Genomic DNA, 21,624 nt, shown 5'->3' with positions numbered 1-21,624 from the left:
CTTTCTTCGTCGCTGTCGGCTCAGAAGCCGGGGATCACGCTGACGAGCAGGTCGATGAGTTTGATGCCGATGAAGGGGGTGAGGACGCCGCCGAGCCCGTAGACGAGGAGGTTCCTCGACAGGATCCGCGAGGCGTTCATCGCCCGATAGCGCACGCCGCGGAGTGCAAGAGGGATGAGGATGACGATGACGACCGCGTTGAAGATGATCGCCGACAGGATCGCCGACGCCGGCGAGTGCAGCTGCATGACGTTGAGCACGGCGAGTCCTGGGAACGCTCCGGCAAACATCGCGGGGATGATCGCGAAGTACTTCGCGATGTCGTTCGCGATCGAGAACGTCGTCAGGGCGCCGCGGGTGATCAGCAGTTGCTTTCCGATGCGCACGATGTCGATGAGCTTCGTCGGATCGGAGTCGAGATCGACCATGTTGCCGGCCTCCTTCGCGGCCGACGTTCCTGTGTTCATCGCGACACCGACATCCGCCTGGGCGAGCGCAGGGGCGTCGTTCGTGCCGTCTCCGGTCATCGCGACGAGGTTTCCGCCCGCCTGCTCCCGTCGGATCAGCGCGAGCTTGTCTTCGGGCGTCGCCTCGGCCAGGTAGTCGTCGACGCCGGCCTCTGCCGCGATGGCCTTCGCCGTCAGGGGGTTGTCACCGGTGATCATGATCGTTCGGATGCCCATTGCCCGCAGCTCCGCGAACCGATCGGCCAGCCCGTGTTTGACGACGTCCTTGAGGTGGATGACGCCGAGGATGCGACCGGCGCCCTCCGGCGACTTCATCGCCACGACGAGGGGTGTGCCGCCCGACTGCGAGATCCGGTCCACCTGATCGGTGAGGTCGGCGAACTGGAGGGAGGGGATCTCACCGTCTTCCCTGATCCAGGCGAGCACGGCGGAGGCTGCGCCCTTGCGGATCTGTGAGCCGTCAGGGGCGTCGAGTCCGCTCATGCGGGTCTGTGCGGTGAACGGGACGACGTCCCCGGGAACGGAATCGGCGACATCCGCCCCGTTCAGTCTCGCGAGGGCGACGATCGACTTCCCCTCCGGGGTGGGGTCGGCGAGCGACGACAGTGCTGCCGTGCGGATGAGTTCCGGTTCGTTCACACCGTCCAGCCGGACGAACTCGGCCGCCTGTCGGTTGCCGTAGGTGATGGTGCCGGTCTTGTCGAGCAGCAGGGTGGTCACGTCGCCGGCCGCCTCGACCGCACGACCGGACATAGCCAGAACGTTGCGCTGCACGAGCCTGTCCATGCCGGCGATGCCGATCGCAGACAGAAGCGCGCCGATGGTCGTGGGGATGAGGCAGACCAGAAGGGCGACGAGGACGGGGATGCTGACGGATGCCTGCGAGTACGCCGCGATCGGATTCACCGTGAGGACGACGATCACGAAGATGATCGAGAGGCTCGCGAGGAGGATGTTGAGGGCGATCTCGTTCGGTGTGCGCTGCCGGGATGCTCCCTCCACGAGCGCGATCATGCGGTCGACGAATGTCTCACCCGGCTTCGAGGTGATGCGCACGACGATGCGGTCGGACAGGACGCGGGTGCCGCCGGTGACGGCGCTGCGGTCTCCGCCGGACTCGCGGACCACGGGGGCGGATTCGCCGGTGATCGCGGATTCGTCTACCGAGGCGATGCCGTGGACGATGTCGCCGTCGCCGGGGATGAGTTCACCGGCCGTGACGATGACGACGTCACCGAGCAGCAGTTCGGCCGAGGAGACGGCGTCGACCGTTCCGCGTTCGGCGGCAGGGTCGATGGCGGCGTCGTAGCCGGTGACCCGATGGGCGATGGTGCTCGTCCGGGTCTTGCGCAGGCTGTCGGCCTGCGCTTTTCCGCGCCCCTCGGCGATGGATTCGGCGAGGTTCGCGAAGAGCACTGTGAGCCAGAGCCAGACGGTGATCCCCCAGGTGAAGCTCGCCGGGATGGCGGTTCCGCCCGAGGTGCCCGGGCCGCCGAGGAACGGTTCAGCGACGGCCAGTACCGTGGTGAGCACCGCGCCGATCTCGACGATGAACATGACCGGGTTGTGCCACATCTCGCGTGGATCGAGTTTGCGGACCGCACCGGGCAGGGCCGCGGTGAAGAGGCTGAACGCTCCGTCCCCCTGCGTGCGCGGATGCTCGGTGTCGGGGGAATCGATGCATTTCGGGGTCGTGAGTGTCGACATGGTTACTGCAGCCCTTCCGCCAGGGGACCCAGCGCGAGTACGGGGAAAAAGGTGAGGGCGGTCACGAGGACCGTGACGCCGGTGAGGAGCCCGACGAACTGTGGTCTGTGGGTCGGGAGGGTTCCCGCCGTGGCCGGTACGGCATCCTGCGCCGCGAGGGAACCGGCGAGGGCGAGCACAAGAACGATCGGGATGAAGCGCCCGAGCAGCATGGCGACGCCGAGGGCGACGTTGAACCAGGGGGTGTTCGCGGTGAGCCCGGCGAACGCCGACCCGTTGTTGTTCGCCGCCGACGTGAACGCGTACAGGACCTCGGACATGCCGTGCAGGCCGGGGTTCCAGATCGAGGTGGATTCGACATCCGCCCGCACGGCGGGGATCGCGAAGCTCAGCGCCGTCCCCGCCAGGACGAGCGTCGGGGTGATGAGGATGTAGAGGCTGGCGAGTTTGATCTCGCGGGCACCGATCTTCTTGCCGAGGTACTCCGGGGTGCGGCCGACGAGGAGCCCGCCGATGAACACCGCGAGAATCGCGAGCACGAGCATCCCGTACAGCCCCGATCCGACTCCGCCTGGGGCGACTTCTCCGAGCATCATGTTGATCATCGGGATCATGCCGCCGAGAGACGTGAACGAGTCGTGCATCGAGTTGACGGCTCCGGTCGAGGTCAGAGTGCTTGTCGAACCGAAGAGCGCAGAGGCGAGGATTCCGAACCGTTGCTCCTTGCCCTCGAGCGCGCCACCGGCGAGTTCGGGGGCCGTGCCTGCGCCGTTGAGTTCTAGCGCGGTGAGGATGGTGAGCGACGCGAGGTAGATCGTGGCCATGACGGCGAGGATGGCGTAGCCCTGTCTCCGGTCTCCGACCATCCTGCCGAGTGTGCGCGGGAGGCTGAACGGGATCACAAGCATGAGCACGTTCTGCAGCAGGCTCGTCCACGCGGTCGGGTTCTCGAATGGATGCGCCGAGTTCACATTGAAGAACCCGCCGCCGTTCGTCCCGAGGAGTTTGATGGCCTCCTGTGATGCGACCGGCCCGCCGGGGATGTTCTGCGTACCTCCGCTGAGCGTGGTCACCTCGGTGAACCCGTTGACGTTCTGGATGACGCCGCCGGCGATGAGGATGACGGCCGCGACGACCGATAGGGGAAGCAGGAGACGGAGGATGCCGCGGGTCAGGTCGACCCAGAAGTTGCCGATCGTGCCCGAGCGGCGCAGGGCGAAGCCGCGGATCAGGGCGATGGCGACGGCGATCCCGACGGCGGCCGAGACGAAGTTCTGTACCGCGAGCCCGGCGAGCTGGACCGTGTACCCCATCGTGAGTTCGGGCGAGTAGGACTGCCAGTTCGTGTTGGCCACGAACGAGGCCGCCGTGTTGAACGACAGCCCCTCGGGTACAGCCGGGAGCCCGAGCGACCAGGGGAGCACCGCCTGGGCGCGCTGGAGGAGGTAGACCAGCAGCATCCCGACGACGGAGAAGGCGAGCACGCCGCGGAGGTACGACGGCCAGGCCTGCTCCGACCGGGAGTCGACCCCGATCAGACGGTAGAAGCCGCGCTCGGCGGCGAGGTCGGTGCGTGACGTGTAGATCCGCGCCATGTAGTCGCCCAGCGGGCGGTGCACGACGACGAGGATCAGGACGAGGGTGGCGACCGGAAGGATCGCGAGGAGAACATCCATCAGAATCGCTCCGGCTTCACGAGGGCGAAGACGAGAAAGACGATGGCGCTGACGGCCAGGGCCACAGCGAGGAGGTCGAAGAAGATCACAGCTTCTCGACCCCCCTGGCGACGAGGCCGACCAGCGCGAACACGGCGATCATGCCGAGGACGAAGACGATGTCTAGCAAGAGAGACTCCAGGGGAGACGGATGCCACGTCCCCGGTCAGGGAGGTGACTGCCACGGGGGCACAGCACCCAATCAAACTCTCGCCGCGGTGCCTGTTCGCCGGTCCTAACGACTTCCATACGGCGCATCGGCTGACCCTCACGGTTCCCATACGGATGGGCGATCTGCGCGGTCGTCCTGGGGCCTTCGCCGGCGTCTTCCTGGCGTGCGAGAGCGGTCGTCGTACCTAGGATGAAGGCATGCCAGCCACCGTCATCCTCGTGCACGGACTGCGAACATCCGCCACCCTGTGGCGTCACCAGGTGGAGCACCTCGGGCGACTCGGCATCCCCACCGATGCGATCGACCTGCCGGGGCACGGACGCCGGCTCGGCGAACGCTTCACGCTGGATGCCGCCCTGAACGGGATCGGAGACGCGGTGGCGGCGGCCGAGGCATCCGGCACCAAACCGTATCTGGTGGGATTCTCGCTGGGCGGCTACCTGGCGATCGAGTGGGTGGCCCGCAATCCCGGTCGGGTCGCCGGTCTGCTCGCCGCCGCGTGCGCGACCGTGCCCCATCCCGTCGTGATGCACGGCTGGCGCGGCATTTCGAAGGTGATCCACACGTTCCCCGACCGCGGCCGCGCGCTCAACGACTTCACGGTGCGGCTGTTCGTGCCGCAACCGGGCGCGACGGACGTGATCGCCGGGGGCGTCGCCCTCGAGGTCATGGACGACGTGCTCCGGTCACTCCTGAAGCTGCGCCCGCTCGAACGCCTGCCTGAGATCGACGTGCCCGTGCTCTTCGTCAACGGACGGTTCGATCACGTTCGCGCCCACGCGGGCCGCTATCTCGCCGCGACCCGCAACGGCCGGCTGGTCACGGTGCCCGGCGCCAGCCACATGGTCAGTGTCGTGCGACCGCACGAGTTCACGGACGCCCTGCTCGACGGTTACCGAGAGGCGACGTCCCGCTGACGCCGCGCTGGGCCAGGATTCTCTCGTGCCGGATGCGATGTGGTCGGGGCTGGGACCCTTACGCGAGTCATGGCGCACTCATAGCCTTTTCAGGGGGTGGATGCCGATGCTGGATCTGTCCACGAGCCAGCCGAGAAGAGATCCCCATGAGCCGCATCCCCGAACCCGAGTCCACCCCGGAGGGCCCCGCCTACGAAGGTCGGCTCCTCGACCGCGCCGACGAGGAGGTCGTCGACCAGGGAGTCGCGTTCGACATCCGCACCCTGCTGAATCGGCGGGCGATGCTGGGCCTCCTGGGGTTCGGCGTCGGAGCCATCGCCCTGGCGGCGTGCACGACAGACACCGGGGGCAGTACCGGTTCCGGGTCGACAGCGACCACGTCGACGGGGGAGATCCCCGACGAGACGGCAGGGCCGTACCCGGGAGACGGGTCCAACGGGGCCGACATCCTGGAGCAGTCCGGCGTGGTGCGCAGCGACATCCGTTCCAGTCTCGACGGAGGAACGACCGCTGCGGGAGTTCCGATGGCCCTCACCCTCACCATCCTGGACATGGCCAACGACGACGCGCCGTTCGCGGATGCCGCGGTGTACGTCTGGCACTGTGACAGCGCCGGCGGCTACTCGATGTACTCGGACGGCATCGAGAACGAGACCTACCTGCGCGGTGTGCAGGTGGCGGACAGCGACGGGGTCGTGAGCTTCACGTCGATCTTCCCCGCCTGTTACTCAGGCCGCTGGCCGCACATCCACTTCGAGGTGTATCCGTCGGTGGACGACATCACGGATTCGACGACGGCGATCGCGACGTCACAGGTGGCTCTTCCTCAAGAGGAGTGCGACACGGTGTACGCGCTCGCCGGGTACGAGGGGTCGAGTTCGAACCTCGCGCAGGTCAGCCTCGACGCCGACAACGTGTTCGGCGATGACGGAGGAGCGTTGCAACTGGCGACGGTGTCCGGAAGCGCGAGCTCGGGCTACCAGGTCGCGCTCACCGTGCGCGTCGACACCGGAACGACCCCGACGGCTGGTGCGGCGCCCGGCGGCGGTCCGGGCGCTTGATCGCGACTAGCGCGCGGACCAGCCGCCGTCCATCGTGTAGCTGGCGCCGGTTACCATAGCGGCGTCAGGGGAGGCCAGCCAGGCGATGAGTGAACCGACCTCATGCGGTTCGACGAGGCGCTTTACGGCACTCTCGGTGAGCATGATCCTGCTGAGCACTTCGTCCTCGGGGATGCCGTGGACGGCGGCCTGGTCGGCGATCTGCTTCTCGACGAGCGGTGTCCGCACGTAACCGGGGCTCACGCAGTTGCTGGTGACGCCGTGCTCTCCGCCCTCGAGGGCGGTGACCTTCGACAGCCCTTCGAGGCCGTGCTTGGCCGCAACGTAGGCGCTCTTGAACGGGGAGGCGCGGATGCCGTGGACGCTCGACACGTTGACGATCCGCCCGAACCCTGTGGCGTACATGCCCGGCAGTGCCGACCTGATCAGCAGGAACGGCACCTCGAGCATCAGGGTGAGGATGCGCCGGAAGTCTGCGGGCTCGAAGTCCTCGATGGGGCTGACCCGCTGGATGCCGGCGTTGTTGACGAGGATGTCGACGCCGTCCATCGCGTCCGCCAGCCTGGCATCCGTCACCGCGTCCGAATCGAGGAGGTTCACGCCCCAGCTCGAACCGTTCACCTCGTCGGCGAGGGCAGTCGCGCCCTCTTCGTCCATGTCTGCGACGACGACGTGCGCGCCATGTGCAGCGAGGGCGCGTGCGGCGGCGGCGCCGATTCCGCTCGCTCCGCCGGTGACCAGTGCTCGCTTGCCGGCGAGCGGCAGACGCACCGGGGCGGTGTCGGTGGCGGGCTGGAAGATGTCGGTCATCAGAGTTCCTTTGGAGCGGGGCGGATGCCGTTGAGTGCGGATTCCGGGCGACGCGAGAGTGCGTGTTGCCCGGCGGAGACCGAAGAGGCCGGCGGAGCTCGCGCCCCGCCGGCCTCAGGCTCAGCGTTCGACCGGGACGTTCACCGGTTCGAGGCCGTGCTTGCGGGCGTCGACAGCGTCGACCTCGAACAGCGAGGCTCCGCGGGTCTCCTTGAGGGTGATCACGGCGACAGCGGTGATCGCGCAGGCGATCAGCAGGTAGATCGCGACGGGCACCCACGACTCGAACCGCTGGAGGAGCGCCGAGGCGATGATCGGTGCGAGTGAACCGGCGATGATCGACGTGACCTGGTAGCCGAGCGAGACGCCCGAGTACCGCATCCGGGTCGGGAACATCTCGGCCATGATGGCCGGCTGTCCTGCGTACATCAGCGCGTGGAAGCAGAGGCCGATGGTGATGGCCGCGACGATGAGCACCGGGTTGAGGGTGTCGAACAGCGGGAAGGCGAAGAACGCCCAGGTCGCACCGAGGACGGCGCCGGCCAGGTAGACCGGCTTGCGGCCGAAGGCATCCGAGAGCCGCCCGACCTGCGGGATGACGAGGAAGTGCACGACGTGTGCGATGAGCAGGGCCAGGAGCAACTGGCTCGTGTCGTACTGGTGCACGGTGACGAGGTAGACGATCGAGAAGCTCACGATGATGTAGTACAGGATGTTCTCGGCGAACCGGAGACCCATGGCGCTGAGGATGCCGCGCGGGTACTTGCGGACGACTTCACCGACGCCGTAGCTGATGGCCTTCTCGGCCTCGACCTGGGCGCGAGCCTCGAGGAAGATCGGCGCCTCGTTGACGTGGGTACGGATGTAGTAGCCGATGAGGACGATGACGGCGGAGAGCCAGAACGCGATGCGCCAGCCCCAGCTGAGGAACTGCTCGTCGGTGAGGAGCCACGACGTCGTCAGGAGCACGAGGGTGGCGAGCAGGTTGCCGACGGGCACAGCCGCCTGCGGCCAGCTGGCCCAGAAGCCGCGTGACTTGTTCGGGCTGTGCTCGGCCACGAGGAGGACGGCACCGCCCCATTCGCCACCGACGGCGAAGCCCTGGACGAAGCGCAGGACGACGAGGAGGGCTGGCGCCCAGTAGCCGATGGAGTCGAAGCCGGGGAGGCAGCCCATGAGGAACGTGGCGACACCGACGAGGATGATGGTCAGCTGCAGCGTGTGCTTGCGCCCGAGCTTGTCACCGATCTGGCCGAACACGATCCCGCCGAGGGGCCGGGCGATGAAGCCGACCGCGTAGGTCAGGAATGCGGCGATGATGCCGTCGAGCTGGCTGCCGGCGTTCGGGAAGAAGACCGCCCCGAAGACGAGGCTGGCTGCCGTCGCGTAGAGGAAGAACTCGTACCATTCGACGACGGTGCCGACCATCGACGCGGCGACGATCTTCTTCAGCCCGGACTTTTCGCTCGTCGTGCCTGGATCGGCCCGATCTGCGCGTTTGTTGACACTCATTGTCTGTCTCCTCTGTGTCCTCACTGACACACTGGTGGGTCTGTGCACGCTCCCGGATGGGGAGACGGCCTAACTGAGTATTCGTGCAGACGCAGGGCGCGACAATGCCCAGCTTTCCACATGCCCTGTGCATACTTGCAGAATGAGCTTCCTGACGACGACGTCCCGCCCGCCGAATCCCGACGACCTGCTCGTGTTGCTCGCCGTCGCCCGCAGCGGCAGATACACGACGGCGGCGGACTCGCTCGGCGTGAATCACACCACCATCTCGCGTCGGATCTCCGCCCTTGAGCGGGACCTCGGCGGGCGGGTGCTCTCCCGCACCGTCGGGGGCTGGGAGCTCACCGACCTCGGCCGTCGCGCTTTCGAGGCGGCGGAGAGCGTCGAAGCAGCCGTGTCCGTGCTGGCCGGGTCACCGGACGAAGTGCATCGCCTGTCGGGTGTGGTCCGGTTGTCGGCGACGGATGGCTTCAGCGCCTACGTGGCAGCGCCGGCCGTCGCCGACCTGCAGCGGGAGCATCCGAAGCTCACCGTCGAGATCATCACGGTGACCCGGCCTGCTCTGCAGCAACGGTCGGGGCTCGACATCGAGGTCGTCGTCGGCGAGCCGCACGCGCACCGGGCGGAAGCGATCGAACTCGGTTCGTACATCCTCGGCATGTACGCGTCGAAGGCCTACCTCGAGGAGCACGGGACGCCGACCCGCGCGAGCGAGCTGGCGGAGCATCCGCTGGTCTACTTCGTCGATTCGATGCTGCAGGTCGATGCTCTCGACGCGCCGCGTCGGCTGGTGCCGACGATGCGGGATGCCTTCACGTCGACGAACGTGTTCGTCCACGTCGAGGCGACGCGGGCCGGCGCCGGAATCGGGTTTCTGCCGTGTTTCATGGCCGACCGGCATCCGGATCTGGTGCGTCTGCTGCCTGCCGACTTCCAGGAGCGCCTTCCGTACTGGATGGTGCTTCGCCCCGATTCGCTGCGCCAGCCGGCGGTCGCGGCTGTCGCGTCCGCCCTGCGTGCACGGACGAAACTGTTCGAGCCGCAGCTGATGGGTCGTGCCTGAGCGCGGTAGGACGCAGAAACGCCCCCATCCGTGTGGATCGGGGGCGCTCCTCGTACGGCGTGGTTATGCGGTGGCTGGCCTGAGCGACGATACGGGGGCCGTACCCGCATCGGTGCGCTGGTTCATGCCCGCCTGGACGAAGGCCCCACCGATGTTCCCCAGAAGGAAGATCAGAGCGAACTTTCCGCCGACTCCGCCTCCCGTGACCTGAGCGATTCCTTCGGAGAGTTTCCACATCCACCAGATCGAGACGAACGGGACGATGACGAGCCAGGTCGTCGGGACGGCTGCGCCCTGAGCCTTCACTTCGCCGCGGGTCTTGGCGAGCCAGACGATCCAGTAGATGCCGAAGGTGATGAGGGGCAGGACGAACACTGCTGCAGCGCTGCGGCGTTTCAAGAAGACTCCGATCGTAGGTGTTCTCGAACCGTACTGTGCTCTCGCGGAATCCTGGCCGTGGAGAGCGCCCCCAGTCAGGGGCGGGCGTGAGCAGCGATCAACCAAAGAGGTCGGAGAGTGCTTCGGCGCCCGCGCCGATCACCTCGACCACCGCCCCGCCGGCATCCACCGCGTCGCCCACCGCGCTGGCCAGCTCGACGAGATCGCCGACCGAGGCCGTCAGGAGCAGGATGTCACCGGCGACGTCCATGACGGCGCCGATGCCCTCGATATTCATCGCGGCGAGGTTCTGGTAACTGACGTTGAGCTCAGCGATCCACTCCTTGCTGTGCCCGAAGAGGATGGCGTATGGCAGCAGTCGTTCGTTGAGAATCAGCCGGTCGAGTTCGAACGCCACAGCGGGGTCGGCCTCGGCGGGGAGGCCGAGAGCGAGACCGGCAGCGGTGACACCTGACGCCGCACGCAACGCGCCGGATGGACTTTGGAGAAACCGGAGCCGGTCGGCCTCCGCGAGCGTGATGTAGCCGTTGAGCCCGGCGAGCTGCTCCCGGATGAGCACGGATTCGGGCGTGTACCGCCGCCATGACGTCGGCGTGACGACGAAGGTGACGATGATCACACCAACGGATGCCACGGTGAGCCAGAACGAGGGCCAGTCCCCGTTCACGCCGGTGCCGATGAGGATGACCGCGGCGACGATCAGGGTGATGGTGTTGAGCACCCGGATGATCGCCAACGGCCAGGCGAGGCGCGGGCCGAGAAGGTCGTGCGACCGCAGGTATCGCTCGACGATCGAGATTAGCCGAGCGACCCGGCGGGACTGTTGCCGTCTGTCCTTGCTGAAGCGGCGGACACGGTCGGAGGAGTGCCCAGGGCCGAACAGCGCTTCGAGGACGGCGACGTCTTCCGCCGTGAACTTCGCATCCGGCTGCAGTTCGACGGCAACCGGCGCCTTCGTGTCCGGCTGGGCGAGGATACGGATCTTGCGTTCGACAGCCATCCCGACGAGCGCGGCGGGGACTGCTCGTTTGTCGAGGCCCGCGAGCAGAGCAGCATCGAGGATCGGAACGCCCTTCGGAGGCAGGTATTCCACCACGCGCGGCTTCGGCAGCGCCCGACCGGTCGCCCGCAGGACGATCCCGATCGTCAGCAGCGCCAGCGCGGGGATCGTCACCGCGAGGACCACGAGCAGGATCTCAGCCATCGCCCCAGTCTCCCAGAGAGCGGCGACCCCGAACTGCGAGTTGCCCGGATCCGCGGGTGCGCGCACCTGCACGACCCTCGAATCCGGGCAACTCGCGAGTGGGTGGCGCTATCTCTTCCCGGAGGCCGCGCCGCCGGTCGCAAACCGCTGTTGCAGCAGCACGGCCACGACGATGATGACGCCCTTGGTGATCGCCTGAACCGACGTGTCGATGTTGTTCTGGGTGAACACGTTCGTCAGCGTCTGGAAGATCAGCACACCGAGCACTGTGCCGACGATCGTTCCTCGGCCACCGACGAGAAGGGTACCGCCGACGACCACAGCGGCGATGGCATCCAACTCGTAGAGGGTTCCGTGGGTCGAGGTGCCTGCCGTCGTGCGGCCGAGCATCATGATGGCGGCGATGCCTGCGGTGAACCCCGAGAGCACGTAGACCATCAGGACGTGACGCCTGACCTTGATACCGGCGAGGCGGGATGCTTCGGCGTTGCCGCCGATCGCGACCGTGCGGCGCCCGAAGGTGGTGCGGTTGAGCAGGATCCAGCCCAGGATCGCGACGATCGCGAAGATCCAGACCAGCACGGGGACGCCGAGCAGGTTCGCCCGGGTGAACTCGAGGAACCCGGTGTTGACGACGATGTTGGTGCGTCGGCCGGAGATGAGTTCCGCGAATCCTCGTGCGCCGACGAGCATGGCGAGGGTTGCCATGAAGGCGACCACATTGCCGTATGCGATGACGATGCCGTTCACGAGGCCGGCCGCCAGACCGACAGCGAGCGGCACGATGATCATCAGAAGCCAGGAACTCTGCGTCGCTACGGCCTGCAGCGCCGGGAGACTCGCGACGACGGTGGCAAGGCCCATCACCGAACCCACGGAGAGGTCGATGCCCCCAGCGATGATGACGAACGTCATGCCGATCGAAATCACCCCGATGACCGAGGCCGCCCGGAGGATGGTGAGCATGTTGTTGACGTCGGCGAACCGGTCACCGGCGGTGACGGTTCCGACGATGATGAGAACGACGAGGGCGATGACGAGGCCGAGGTTGCGGCCTACGGAGCCGCCCATGACCCGCCTGAAAGTGCTGGGCCGTTCAGCCTGCTGGGACGCGCCGGGGAGCGGGGTGCCCTCCGAGAGGACGGGGGATTTCTGCTCGCTCACGCGGCACTTCCTTTCATTACGAGGTCGAGTACACCGGATTCGTCGATGTCGGCGGCATTCCGCTCAGCCAGCACGTCGCCGTCGCCGATGACGAGCACGCGGTCGGAGAGGCCGATGACCTCTTCGATCTCGCTCGAGACAACGACGATGGCGGTGCCTTCGGCCGCGAGACGGCGGATGAGGGCGTAGATCTCTGCGCGTGCCCCGACGTCGACGCCACGGGTCGGCTCGTCGAGCAGCAGAACCCGGGTGCCGTGCACGAGCCAGCGAGCCAGGAGGATCTTCTGCTGGTTTCCGCCGGAGAGGGTGCGGGCCGGTCGTTCGGGGTCGGCCGGCCGCAGTTCGAGGGCCGTGATCTGTTCACGTGCCGCGTTCTTCTCGGCGCCCTCGTTGAGGAGGCCCCCGCGCGCGAACCGGGCGAATGTCGACAGGGTCACGTTCTTGAAAATCGGTTCGTCGAGGATGAGACCCTGGCTCTTGCGCTCCTCAGGTGAGAAGCCCATGCCGGCATCGACGGCCGCGCTGACGGATCCTGCGTGCAGGATCTTGCCCTGCACGGAGACGGTTCCGGATGTCGCCTTCCGTGCCCCGTAGATCGTCTCCAGGATTTCGGAACGGCCTGACCCGACCAGGCCGGCGAGACCGACGATCTCCCCGGCGCGCACCGTGAAATCGACGTCGGCGAAGTGCCCGCGCAGGTTGAGGTGATTCACCTCGAGAAGGACGGGGGCGTTCGTAGGCACCGGAACGGCCTCCGGGAACACGTTGGCGATCTCACGACCGGTCATGAGCTTGATCAGCTCCGGCGTCGGAGTGTCGGACACTGCGAGGCCGCTCGCGGTGCTCTTCCCGTCCTTGATCACCGAGATGCGATCACCGATCTGCCGGATCTCTTCGAGCCGGTGCGAGATGTAGACGACGGCGATGCCCTGATTGGTCAGCTCGCGGATGACCCTGAACAGGTTGGCCACCTCGCCGGAGTCGAGCACGGCGCTCGGCTCGTCCATGATGATGAGTTTCGTGTCACGGGACAGGGCGCGGGCCATGCTGACGATCTGCTTGTTCGCAGCGGACAGCTGACCGACTTCTGTCGAGGCGGGAATGTCTCCGTGGCCGAGCCGGGTGAGCAGTTCCTTCGTGAGCCGGTTCGCCTGCGCCACCTTCAGCAGCCCGCCGGTGGAATGTTCGTGGCCGAGGAAGATGTTCTCGGTGATGGTGAGGCCGTCGACGACGTCCAGTTCCTGGTACATCGTCGCGATGCCGAGGTCGAGGGCCGCGACCGGGTGGGGGATCGTCACCACGTCGCCCTGCCAGATGATCTCACCCGAGTCCGGCTGATGGACTCCGGCGAGCGTCTTGATGAGGGTGGACTTGCCTGCACCGTTCTGGCCGAGAACGCAGTGGACTTCGCCCGCTCGAACAGCCAGGTTCACGCCCTTGAGCGCCTGCACACCGGCGAAGGCCTTGGTGATACCGCGAACCTCGAGCAGGGGTGACGCCTGGTCTTCATCGATCATGGTTGCAATCTAACACACATATGACGATGAACAATAATAAGTCGCCGATTTCGACATCACTTCTGCTATGGTGGCAAACGTCAACGTCGACACAAGCAGCCGGTTCGACAGCAACGTGGGCCGCAGCTCTCCTCCTCGTTGGCACCTTGCGAATGACCTAAATGGAGGAAACACATGCTTTCACTACACAAGCGGCAGAGGATGCTCGTCGCCGCCGGCGCCACGCTCGCCGCCGCTCTTGTGCTCACGGGCTGTACCCCTGGCGACACCAGCAACGAGACGGAGCCCACCGGCGCCTCTGCCGAAGAGAACGAAGCAGAGGGTGACACCGTCGTCATCGGCTTCTCAGGACCGGCAGCCGACCACGGCTGGCTCGGCGCCATCAACTCCGCTGCGATCGCCGAAGCGGAGAAGTACCCGGACATCGACCTCAAGGTGGCAGAGGGCACGAACGACGCCAACCTTCAGATCAGCCAGGTCGAAGGCTTCATCAACGACGGCGTCGACGCCATCGTCCTCCTGCCCACCGATGGTGCTGCCCTCACCGAGGTCGCCATTCAGGCCATGGAAGCCGGCATCCCCGTCATCAACGTCGACCGGGAGTTCTCGAGCACCTTCGCTTCCCGTGTCACCATCCTCGGTGACAACTACGGCATGGGTGTCTCGGCCGGAACCTACATCTGCGAGAAGGTCGGCGACAACCCCGACGCTGTCGTCGCTGAGATCGCCGGAATCGACTCGCTTCCGCTGACCCAGGACCGCAGCCAGGGCTTCGCAGACGCTCTCGAAGACTGTGGCCTCGAGGTCTCCAACCGCGTTGCAGCGGACTTCACCGTCCAGGGCGGCGAAGCTGCGGCCTCGCAGCTGCTATCGGCAGCTCCGAAGATCGACGCGCTGTGGAACCACGATGACGACCAGGGTGTCGGCGTCCTCGCGGCGATCGACGCTGCAGGACGTGACGAGTTCATCATGGTCGGCGGTGCAGGCTCCAAGAACGCCATGGACCTGATCAAGTCCGGCGACAGCGTGCTCGAGGCGACGGTCATCTACCCGTCGACGCAGGCAGCTGACGGCATCCGTCTCGCCCGCCTCATCGCTCAGGAGAAGGCAATGAGCGACCTGGTCGAGATCGAGGTCCCGAACCGCATCGTTCTGAACGCGCCCGTCGTGACGAGCGAGAACGTCGACAAGTACCTGCCGACGGCCTTCGCGTCCTAGGCGAACCGGGTGGGGGCGCCCTTGGGCGCCCCCACCCTTTTTTCACTGTCACACACCCGCGGTCGCCGGCTGCCGGCCGCCAGAAAGAGGAATCGTGCCCAACACACCACTTCGCATCGCCATGATCGGCTACGGCTTCATGGGAGCCGCGCACTCGCAGGGCTGGAGGGTCGCACCGCGATTCTTCGACCTTCCCGCGAACCCGGAGATGACGCTGCTCGTCGGCCGGAACGCCGAGGGCGTCGCCGCTGCCGCTGAGAAGCTCGGCTGGGCCGAGACCGCGACGGACTGGCGGGATGCCATCGCCCGCGACGACATCGACGTGATCGACATCGTCACCCCTGGCGACTCACACGTGGAGATCGCCATTGCGGCGCTCGAGGCCGGCAAGCACGTTCTGTGCGAGAAGCCGCTCGCGAACACGGTCGATGAGGCTCGCGCGATGGCGGATGCTGCTGAGAAAGCCGCCGCTCGTGGTGTCTACGCGATGGTCGGGTTCACTTACCGCCGCGTCCCAGCGGCCACCTTCGCTCGCGACCTCGTGGCATCCGGAGCGATCGGCGACGTCCGTCAGGTTCGTGCCAACTACCTGCAGGACTGGCTCGTCGACCCGGAGGTCCCGCTGGCCTGGCGGCTGCAGAAGCACCTCGCCGGCTCAGGGGCACTCGGCGACATCGGCGCACATGCCATCGACCTCGCCCAGTTCATCACCGGCCAGCGCCTCACGAGCGTGAGCGGCATGATGGAGACCTTCGTCAAGCAGCGCCCGAAGATCGCGGAAGTCTCCGGGCTCTCCGGAACGGCATCCGACGAGATGGGCGACGTCACCGTCGACGACCTTGCGCTCTTCACCGGGCGGTTCGACGGTGGTGCTGTCGGTTCGTTCGAGGCCACGCGCATGTCGACCGGTCGGAAGAACGCCTTCCGGATCGAGGTCTCCGGTTCGAAAGGCGCGATCTCGTTCGACCTCGAGAGCCTCAACGAGCTCGGCTTCTACGACGCGACGGCACCTGCGGACCGGCAGGGCTTCACGAGGATCCTCGTCACCGAACCCGAACACCCGTACATGTCAGCGTGGTGGCCGACCGGACACATGATCGGCTACGAGCACGGGTTCAGCCACCAGGCGAAGGACTTCGTCGAGGCCGTCGTCGGCAAGACCCAGCCCACCCCGTCGTTCGATGATGGCCTGCAGGTCCAGCGGGTCCTCGACGCGGTCGAGCGCAGCGCGGAGAATGGCAGCGCGTGGGTCGCGACCTCCGAGGCTCACTGAGCCCCTGGCATCCGTTTTTCTCGATCGACATCGATCAACTCGACAAAGGAGTACATTCATGAGCCGTCCTGTCACCCTGTTCACCGGCCAGTGGGCCGACCTGCCGTTCGAAGAAGTCGTCCGTCTTGCCTCCGGGTGGGGATATGACGGTCTGGAGATCGCCTGCTGGGGGGACCACCTCGACCCGTGGCGCTGGGACGACGAGGAATACGTCGCCGGCAAGCTCGCCCTGCTGGAGAAGTACAACCTCAAGGTCTGGACGATCTCGAACCACCTCAAGGGGCAGGCCGTCTGCGATGACCCGATCGACCAGCGGCACCGTGACATCCTGCCCGATGTGGTGTGGGGCGACGGCGACCCCGAGGGCGTTCGCCAGCGTGCAGCCGAAGAGCTGAAGAACACCGCGCGTCTCGCGGCGAAACTCGGAGTGAAGACGGTGACCGGGTTCACCGGGTCGTCGATCTGGAAGTACGTGGCGATGTTCCCGCCCGCCTCCGAGGCGATGGTGGATGCCGGCTACCAGGACTTCGCCGACCGCTGGAACCCGATCCTCGATGTGTTCGACGAGGTCGGTGTGCGGTTCGCGCATGAGGTGCACCCGTCCGAGATCGCGTACGACTACTGGACGACGGTGCGCACCCTCGAGGCGATCGGACACCGCGAGGCATTCGGCCTCAACTGGGACCCGTCGCACATGGTGTGGCAGGACATCGACCCCGTCGGTTTCCTCTGGGACTTCAAGGACCGGATCTACCACGTGCACTGCAAGGACACGAAGAAGCGCCTCGGCAACGGCCGCAACGGCCGGCTCTCGTCGCACCTGCCGTGGGCCGACCCGCGTCGTGGCTGGGACTTCATCTCCACGGGTCACGGTGACGTGCCCTGGGAGGATGCGTTCCGCATGATGAACGCGATCGGTTACGCCGGGCCGCTGTCTGTCGAGTGGGAAGACGCCGGCATGGACCGGCTCGTCGGCGCCCCTGAAGCGCTCGAGTTCGTTCGGAAGTTCGCGTTCCCCGCTCCGGCTGCGGCCTTCGACGCCGCGTTCAGCACGAAGAACTAGGCGCCTCACCGACCCCTCCGGAGTCGTGCGGGTGCCCACCGGTGATCGAGCTTGTCGAGATCCCGGTCCGCCGGGATGCGTGGTCGCGCGGGTCAATCGGCTCTGCGCGGGTGTTTAATCACCCGCGCAGAGCCGAAACGCCCGCGCAAACGTTCGCGACGGCGTCAGCGGCGTGCGTGAGAGAGGGATGCCCCGCGTCAGCGCGCGGCGGCATCCGCCAGGTCCACGACCATGGCTTCGACACTCTCGGGGGAGAGCACGTGATGGATGGCGAGGATGCTTGCGCCCAGCACGGCCGCGTTCGCTCCGACGCTGGACTGCGTGATCTGCAGATGCTGGGTGGCGAGCGGCATCGACCGCGCGTAGACGACCTCACGCACTCCGGCAATGAGGTGCTCGCCCGCCTGCGCCATGGCGCCTCCGACGACGATCACCGAAGGGTTGATCAGACTGATCGCCGCGTTGAGGATCTCGCCGAGGTCACGCCCGGCCTGCCGAACGGCCTGGATGGCCTTCTGGTTTCCGCCGCGGACGAGCTCGACGACATCCTGGCTGGTCGCCGCGGGGATGTCCTGTTCGGTGAGCAGCTCGGCGAGGGCAGGGCCGGAGGCGACCGCTTCGAGGCAGCCGAGGTTGCCGCAGTGGCAGATCGTGTCGCTGCTCCGCGAGACCCGGACGTGGCCGATGTCGCCGGCGACGCCCTGGGCGCCGCGTTGCAGCATCCCGCGGGAGATGACGCCGGCACCGATACCGGTGGCGACCTTCACGAAGATCAGATGGTCGACCTGGGGCCACGCGACCTCGCGTTCGCCGAGCGCCATGATGTTGACGTCGTTGTCGACGAGGACGGGAACGCTGAAGTGTTCCTGCAGCCAGGCGGGTACGTCGAAGTTGTCCCAGCCGGGCATGATCGGCGGGTTGATCGGGCGGCCGCTGGAGTGTTCGACCGGGCCGGGCAGGCCGACGCCGATGGCGAGGAGGTCGTCGACCGAGCGACCGGCCTTCTGGACCAGGGTGTCGCCGGCGCTGATCACCCAGTTGAGCACCACCTCGGGGCCTTCAGTGACGTCGATGTTGGTGGCATCCTCGCTGAGAGGGCGACCGACGAGGTCGCTGACGGCGATGCGCACGTGGGTCGCGCCGATGTCCACGGCGAGGACCACCTTGTTGCCGCCCGTCAGCGCGAACTGCGAGGAGGGCCGCCCGCCGGTGGATGGCGCGGTCTGGGCAGGGCCGATGAGGCCGAGCTGCATGAGCGAGTCGATGCGCAGGCCGACGGTCGAGCGGGCGAGGCCGGTGAGTGTGGCGAGTTCGGTGCGTGTGCGTGGCCGACCGTCACGCAGGATCTGGAATATGTCGCTCGTCGCTGAAGATCCGAGAGCGGTAGGACTTATGTCGACCATCATGCAATTCAATCACATCTGACGGCTGAAAGTTGTCGTTCTTCGTCATATGTTGGCTGTCCAGCGATATCCCCGACGGCGCATTCGCCGTCCCGCGGGATCGCCTATGGACAGCCCTGTTCCCAACGTCGGAGATTCTCTGCCGATAGCGGGTTCGGAGGGTAGTTCCGGCGGATTCGGCGGAAATCTCCGAAGTTGGAGACAGCCCCCTGGCTGACCAGCCCGCGGCACTCCCAGCAAGCACGGGCTACCGTGGGAGCATGCCCACCCTGACTGCTCTGACCACGGCGATGCTGCGCGTCGAGTGGGAGGCGCGCGAGGCCGCGCACCAGGGGCGCGCCGACGCCCTCACCGCTGACTGGCGGGTGCGCGTGCAGCGGGGCGAGAAGCATCCGATCGAGGACTTCCTCTTCACCTACTACCCGTTCAAGCCGAGGCACATTCGTCGCTGGCACCCCGGCGCCGGTCTCGAGCTGACGGATGCCGCCGGCCTCGACCGCGCGGACTGGCGCTGGTACCGAGCAGACGGCGACGGCATCACCGTCGACGCCGCCGGGTATCTCGGGGCGAACCGCGCGTCGGTCGACTTCATCGAGAAGCTGCTCAGTCGCACCGCGGCGCGGGTGAGCCAGTTCGGCTGCTTCGGACTGCACGAGTGGGCGATGGTCTACAAGCAGGGCGAGCACCGGCATCCTGTGCCGCTCCGCCTGGGGCAGGCCGGCACGGACGAGGTCGTCGAGTCGCACCACATCGGCTGTTCGCACTTCGACGCCTTCCGCTTCTTCACACCGGCGGCCGTGCCACTCAACCGGCTGCAGCCGACCCGCGAGTCGTCGCCGGAGCTCGAGCAGCCCGGCTGCCTGCACGCCGGAATGGACGTCTACAAATGGGCGATCAAACTCGGGCCACTCGTGCCAGGGGAGATCCTGCTCGACGCGTTCGTGCTCGCCCGCGACATCCGCTGGCTCGACATGCGGGCGTCGCCGTACGACATGGCACCGTGGGGCGCTGAACCGGTCGCGATCGAGACGCCGGAGGGCAAGGCCGAGTACGTGCGGAAGCAGCGCGCGTTCGCCGAGCGGTCGAATGCACTGCGCGCCCGGCTGGTCGACGCGATCCAGGTGGCCCGCGCGGTCGCTGCCTGAGTTTCAGGAGGAAAACCGTGGGGTCCGTCCACGTATGGGCGATACACCCTCCGTGCTCGCTCGAAGGAGCGAAGCGACTGAAGCGTCCTCCCGAAACCACGACTCCGGGCGCGAGCGTGCGAAGATCGTCGGGGTCGCCTGTCGGCGGCGCGAACACGACGAGGTGAGAACGCATGAGAATTTCCGGTGCCGTGCTTGAGGAGATCGGGCGCCCGCGTCCGTACGCCGACTCCCGCCCACTCTCTATCTCCGAACTCGAGCTCGACCCGCCCGGCGCGGGCGAGGTGCTCGTCCGGATCGAACGGGCCGGTCTCTGTCACTCCGACCTGTCCGTGATCGACGGCAACCGCCAGAGGCCGGTGCCGATGCTGCTCGGCCACGAGGCATCCGGCATCGTCGAACAACTCGGCGACGGGGTCGACGGCCTCGCGCTCGGCGACCGGGTCGTCATGACCTTCCTTCCCCGCTGCGGCGACTGTGACGGATGCCGCTCCGACGGCCTGCTCCCCTGCGGCCCCGGCTCGGCGGCGAACAACGCAGGCACGCTGCTCTCGGGTGAGGAACGCCTCAGCCGAGGTGGCGCTGCCGTGCACCACCACCTCGGCGTTTCCGGATTTGCGACCCATGCGGTCGTCGACGCCCGGTCGATCGTGCGGGTGGACGCGGACATCCCCGCCGACGTGGCCGCACTGCTCGGCTGTGCGGTGCTCACCGGCGGCGGCGCCGTGATCAACCTCGCCAAACCGAAGACGGGCGACACGCTCATCGTGGTCGGGCTGGGTGGCGTCGGAATGGCCGCGCTCCTCACCGGGCTCGCGCTCGGCGCGACGGTGATCGGCGTCGACGCCAACCCCGACAAGCTCGGGCAGGCGCTCGAACTCGGGGCGTCCGCTGCGTACAGCCCGGCGGATGCCACGGAGCAGGGCGTGAAATCGGCCACGGTGATCGAGGCGGCCGGCAATGTGCGTGCGTTCGAGACGGCTGTGGCGCTGACCGCCCCAGGCGGAACCACGATCACGGTCGGACTCCCCGCTCCGACCGCGTTCGCGCAGGTCTCCCCGCTCGGACTCGTGGCCGAGGCGCGGACCATCGTCGGCAGCTACCTCGGCTCAGCGGTGCCCTCACGGGACATCCCGATCTTCGCGGACCTCTGGCGCGCAGGCCGCCTGCCGGTGGAGAAGCTGGTCTCGGCGGAGATCGGCCTCGACGAGGTGAACGCGGCGATGGACGCTCTCGCCGACGGTCGCGCTCTCCGCCAGATCATCGTCTTCTGAGGGTGCGACCGGGACCCGCGAACCCTACCGACGGCATCCGTATCGGGACTACACTTCAGCCACATCCGTCACACGGAAAGGACACAGCATGGTCCCCGAGATCAACTATTGGGCAGTTCTCCTCGCCACCCTCTCGAGCATGGTGGTCGGCTCGATCTGGTACACGCCGAAGGTCTTCGGCACCTACTGGATGAAGGCTGCGAACGTCACGCCGTCCGGCAACTCGAAGGATGCCATCCGGCCGATCCTGCTCACCCTGGTCGTCAGCTTCATCACGGCGTGGGTCCTGGCCGGCGCCGCATTCATCTCGTGGGACTTCTACGGCGGAAGCTTCTTCGTCAACGCCCTGCTGACGAGCATCATCCTCTGGGCCGGCTTCACCGCCGCACGCTTCATCACACACGACGCCTTCGACGGCCGCCCGGCCGGCCTGACCGTGCTCAACGTGGCCCACGAGTTCGTGACCATCGTCATCATGGCCATCATCATCGGAGTCTGGCCCGCCTGATCCGACACGTTGCGCTTGCCTACCCGCGCGGC

The 21,624-nt window shown here is 66.9% G+C and carries 19 protein-coding genes; 9 read left to right on the top strand and 10 right to left on the bottom strand.

Features of this window, described 5'->3' with window-relative positions:
• Positions 1-20: 20 nt before the first annotated feature.
• The 3 genes from kdpB to AC1M0F_RS13480 are packed head-to-tail and all read right to left on the bottom strand — an operon-like array spanning position 21 to position 3,939.
• Positions 21-2,174: a potassium-transporting ATPase subunit KdpB gene (gene kdpB / locus AC1M0F_RS13490; protein WP_480238767.1), complete on the bottom strand. Its 2,154-nt coding sequence runs from the start codon at positions 2,172-2,174 to the stop codon at positions 21-23.
• 2 nt (positions 2,175-2,176) lie between these two features.
• Entirely contained in the window at positions 2,177-3,850 is a 1,674-nt protein-coding gene (kdpA, locus tag AC1M0F_RS13485) for a potassium-transporting ATPase subunit KdpA (RefSeq protein WP_480238766.1), read from the bottom strand.
• The gene (locus tag AC1M0F_RS13480) at positions 3,850-3,939 is read right to left on the bottom strand and encodes a potassium-transporting ATPase subunit F (protein WP_480238765.1); all 90 of its coding nucleotides are present in this window, start codon (positions 3,937-3,939) and stop codon (positions 3,850-3,852) included. Before AC1M0F_RS13480 ends, kdpA begins: the two co-directional genes overlap by 1 nt.
• Before the next feature lie 319 nt (positions 3,940-4,258).
• Between AC1M0F_RS13480 and AC1M0F_RS13475 the strand changes: the two genes are divergently transcribed.
• Positions 4,259-4,978 (top strand): alpha/beta fold hydrolase, encoded by a 720-nt coding sequence (locus AC1M0F_RS13475; RefSeq protein WP_480238764.1) that lies wholly within the window; start codon positions 4,259-4,261, stop codon positions 4,976-4,978.
• Positions 4,979-5,124: 146 nt separating this feature from the next.
• Positions 5,125-6,039 carry an intradiol ring-cleavage dioxygenase gene (locus tag AC1M0F_RS13470; RefSeq protein ID WP_480238763.1) on the top strand — a complete coding sequence of 305 codons (915 nt, stop codon included), beginning with the start codon at positions 5,125-5,127 and terminating at the stop codon, positions 6,037-6,039.
• A gap of 6 nt (positions 6,040-6,045) precedes the next feature.
• Here the strand turns inward: AC1M0F_RS13470 and AC1M0F_RS13465 are convergent, their stop codons facing one another.
• Together AC1M0F_RS13465 and AC1M0F_RS13460 are read right to left on the bottom strand one after the other, a co-directional pair.
• The gene (locus AC1M0F_RS13465) at positions 6,046-6,849 is read right to left on the bottom strand and encodes a 3-hydroxybutyrate dehydrogenase (RefSeq protein WP_480238762.1); all 804 of its coding nucleotides are present in this window, start codon (positions 6,847-6,849) and stop codon (positions 6,046-6,048) included.
• 120 nt (positions 6,850-6,969) lie between these two features.
• Positions 6,970-8,361, bottom strand: a complete 1,392-nt coding sequence (locus tag AC1M0F_RS13460; protein WP_480238761.1) for an MFS transporter — start codon at positions 8,359-8,361, stop codon at positions 6,970-6,972.
• Positions 8,362-8,503: 142 nt separating this feature from the next.
• Here AC1M0F_RS13460 and AC1M0F_RS13455 point away from each other — a divergent pair, with 142 nt between their 5' ends.
• Positions 8,504-9,424: a LysR family transcriptional regulator gene (locus AC1M0F_RS13455; RefSeq protein ID WP_480238760.1), complete on the top strand. Its 921-nt coding sequence runs from the start codon at positions 8,504-8,506 to the stop codon at positions 9,422-9,424.
• 63 nt (positions 9,425-9,487) lie between these two features.
• Here the strand turns inward: AC1M0F_RS13455 and AC1M0F_RS13450 are convergent, their stop codons facing one another.
• The 4 genes from AC1M0F_RS13450 to AC1M0F_RS13435 all read right to left on the bottom strand — a co-directional run bounded on the left by AC1M0F_RS13450 (position 9,488) and on the right by AC1M0F_RS13435 (position 13,708).
• Complete coding sequence (locus AC1M0F_RS13450) at positions 9,488-9,823, bottom strand: DUF4234 domain-containing protein (RefSeq protein ID WP_480238759.1); 336 nt, start codon at positions 9,821-9,823, stop codon at positions 9,488-9,490.
• 97 nt (positions 9,824-9,920) lie between these two features.
• Positions 9,921-11,027, bottom strand: a complete 1,107-nt coding sequence (locus tag AC1M0F_RS13445; RefSeq protein WP_480238758.1) for a DUF2207 family protein — start codon at positions 11,025-11,027, stop codon at positions 9,921-9,923.
• A gap of 108 nt (positions 11,028-11,135) precedes the next feature.
• Positions 11,136-12,191: an ABC transporter permease gene (locus tag AC1M0F_RS13440; RefSeq protein ID WP_480238757.1), complete on the bottom strand. Its 1,056-nt coding sequence runs from the start codon at positions 12,189-12,191 to the stop codon at positions 11,136-11,138.
• Positions 12,188-13,708, bottom strand: coding sequence for a sugar ABC transporter ATP-binding protein (locus AC1M0F_RS13435; protein ID WP_480238756.1), 1,521 nt, complete (start codon positions 13,706-13,708; stop codon positions 12,188-12,190). Before AC1M0F_RS13435 ends, AC1M0F_RS13440 begins: the two co-directional genes overlap by 4 nt.
• A 174-nt stretch (positions 13,709-13,882) precedes the next feature.
• Here AC1M0F_RS13435 and AC1M0F_RS13430 point away from each other — a divergent pair, with 174 nt between their 5' ends.
• The 3 genes from AC1M0F_RS13430 (at position 13,883) to AC1M0F_RS13420 (ending at position 17,262) form a co-directional block, all read left to right on the top strand.
• A complete protein-coding gene (locus AC1M0F_RS13430) occupies positions 13,883-14,926 on the top strand; it encodes a substrate-binding domain-containing protein (RefSeq protein WP_480238755.1) in 1,044 nt (347 codons plus the stop codon).
• Positions 14,927-15,047: 121 nt separating this feature from the next.
• The gene (locus tag AC1M0F_RS13425; RefSeq protein WP_480238954.1) at positions 15,048-16,199 is read left to right on the top strand and encodes a Gfo/Idh/MocA family protein; all 1,152 of its coding nucleotides are present in this window, start codon (positions 15,048-15,050) and stop codon (positions 16,197-16,199) included.
• Between the two features lie 58 nt (positions 16,200-16,257).
• Positions 16,258-17,262: a sugar phosphate isomerase/epimerase family protein gene (locus tag AC1M0F_RS13420; protein ID WP_480238754.1), complete on the top strand. Its 1,005-nt coding sequence runs from the start codon at positions 16,258-16,260 to the stop codon at positions 17,260-17,262.
• Between the two features lie 197 nt (positions 17,263-17,459).
• Here AC1M0F_RS13420 and AC1M0F_RS13415 read toward each other — a convergent pair whose 3' ends face one another.
• A complete protein-coding gene (locus AC1M0F_RS13415) occupies positions 17,460-18,665 on the bottom strand; it encodes an ROK family protein (protein ID WP_480238753.1) in 1,206 nt (401 codons plus the stop codon).
• 260 nt (positions 18,666-18,925) lie between these two features.
• On the opposite strand from AC1M0F_RS13415, the gene AC1M0F_RS13410 reads away from it, so the two are divergent.
• The 3 genes from AC1M0F_RS13410 to AC1M0F_RS13400 all read left to right on the top strand — a co-directional run bounded on the left by AC1M0F_RS13410 (position 18,926) and on the right by AC1M0F_RS13400 (position 21,592).
• Positions 18,926-19,810, top strand: coding sequence for a 3-methyladenine DNA glycosylase (locus AC1M0F_RS13410; protein ID WP_480238752.1), 885 nt, complete (start codon positions 18,926-18,928; stop codon positions 19,808-19,810).
• Positions 19,811-19,983: 173 nt separating this feature from the next.
• Positions 19,984-21,084, top strand: coding sequence for an alcohol dehydrogenase catalytic domain-containing protein (locus AC1M0F_RS13405; protein ID WP_480238751.1), 1,101 nt, complete (start codon positions 19,984-19,986; stop codon positions 21,082-21,084).
• Between the two features lie 88 nt (positions 21,085-21,172).
• The gene (locus tag AC1M0F_RS13400) at positions 21,173-21,592 is read left to right on the top strand and encodes a DUF1761 domain-containing protein (RefSeq protein ID WP_480238750.1); all 420 of its coding nucleotides are present in this window, start codon (positions 21,173-21,175) and stop codon (positions 21,590-21,592) included.
• Positions 21,593-21,624: the final 32 nt, after the last annotated feature.

This window comes from Mycetocola sp. Y719 (assembly GCF_056713205.1).
Note: the sequence above shows the minus strand (reverse complement) of the source record. Positions and strands in the feature narration are given on the sequence as shown.

Excerpts from the sequence above, each read along its gene's own strand:
- AC1M0F_RS13430 (WP_480238755.1), top strand. The coding sequence starts at position 13,883 with ATGCTTTCACTACACAAGCGGCAGAGGATGCTCGTCGCCGCCGGCGCC.
- AC1M0F_RS13455 (WP_480238760.1), top strand. The coding sequence starts at position 8,504 with ATGAGCTTCCTGACGACGACGTCCCGCCCGCCGAATCCCGACGACCTG.
- AC1M0F_RS13405 (WP_480238751.1), top strand. The coding sequence starts at position 19,984 with ATGAGAATTTCCGGTGCCGTGCTTGAGGAGATCGGGCGCCCGCGTCCG.
- AC1M0F_RS13470 (WP_480238763.1), top strand. The coding sequence starts at position 5,125 with ATGAGCCGCATCCCCGAACCCGAGTCCACCCCGGAGGGCCCCGCCTAC.
- kdpB (WP_480238767.1), bottom strand. The coding sequence starts at position 2,174 with ATGTCGACACTCACGACCCCGAAATGCATCGATTCCCCCGACACCGAG.
- AC1M0F_RS13400 (WP_480238750.1), top strand. The coding sequence starts at position 21,173 with ATGGTCCCCGAGATCAACTATTGGGCAGTTCTCCTCGCCACCCTCTCG.
- kdpA (WP_480238766.1), bottom strand. The coding sequence starts at position 3,850 with ATGGATGTTCTCCTCGCGATCCTTCCGGTCGCCACCCTCGTCCTGATC.
- AC1M0F_RS13460 (WP_480238761.1), bottom strand. The coding sequence starts at position 8,361 with ATGAGTGTCAACAAACGCGCAGATCGGGCCGATCCAGGCACGACGAGC.
- AC1M0F_RS13410 (WP_480238752.1), top strand. The coding sequence starts at position 18,926 with ATGCCCACCCTGACTGCTCTGACCACGGCGATGCTGCGCGTCGAGTGG.
- AC1M0F_RS13435 (WP_480238756.1), bottom strand. The coding sequence starts at position 13,708 with ATGATCGATGAAGACCAGGCGTCACCCCTGCTCGAGGTTCGCGGTATC.
- AC1M0F_RS13465 (WP_480238762.1), bottom strand. The coding sequence starts at position 6,849 with ATGACCGACATCTTCCAGCCCGCCACCGACACCGCCCCGGTGCGTCTG.
- AC1M0F_RS13475 (WP_480238764.1), top strand. The coding sequence starts at position 4,259 with ATGCCAGCCACCGTCATCCTCGTGCACGGACTGCGAACATCCGCCACC.
- AC1M0F_RS13415 (WP_480238753.1), bottom strand. The coding sequence starts at position 18,665 with ATGGTCGACATAAGTCCTACCGCTCTCGGATCTTCAGCGACGAGCGAC.
- AC1M0F_RS13425 (WP_480238954.1), top strand. The coding sequence starts at position 15,048 with ATGATCGGCTACGGCTTCATGGGAGCCGCGCACTCGCAGGGCTGGAGG.
- AC1M0F_RS13420 (WP_480238754.1), top strand. The coding sequence starts at position 16,258 with ATGAGCCGTCCTGTCACCCTGTTCACCGGCCAGTGGGCCGACCTGCCG.
- AC1M0F_RS13445 (WP_480238758.1), bottom strand. The coding sequence starts at position 11,027 with ATGGCTGAGATCCTGCTCGTGGTCCTCGCGGTGACGATCCCCGCGCTG.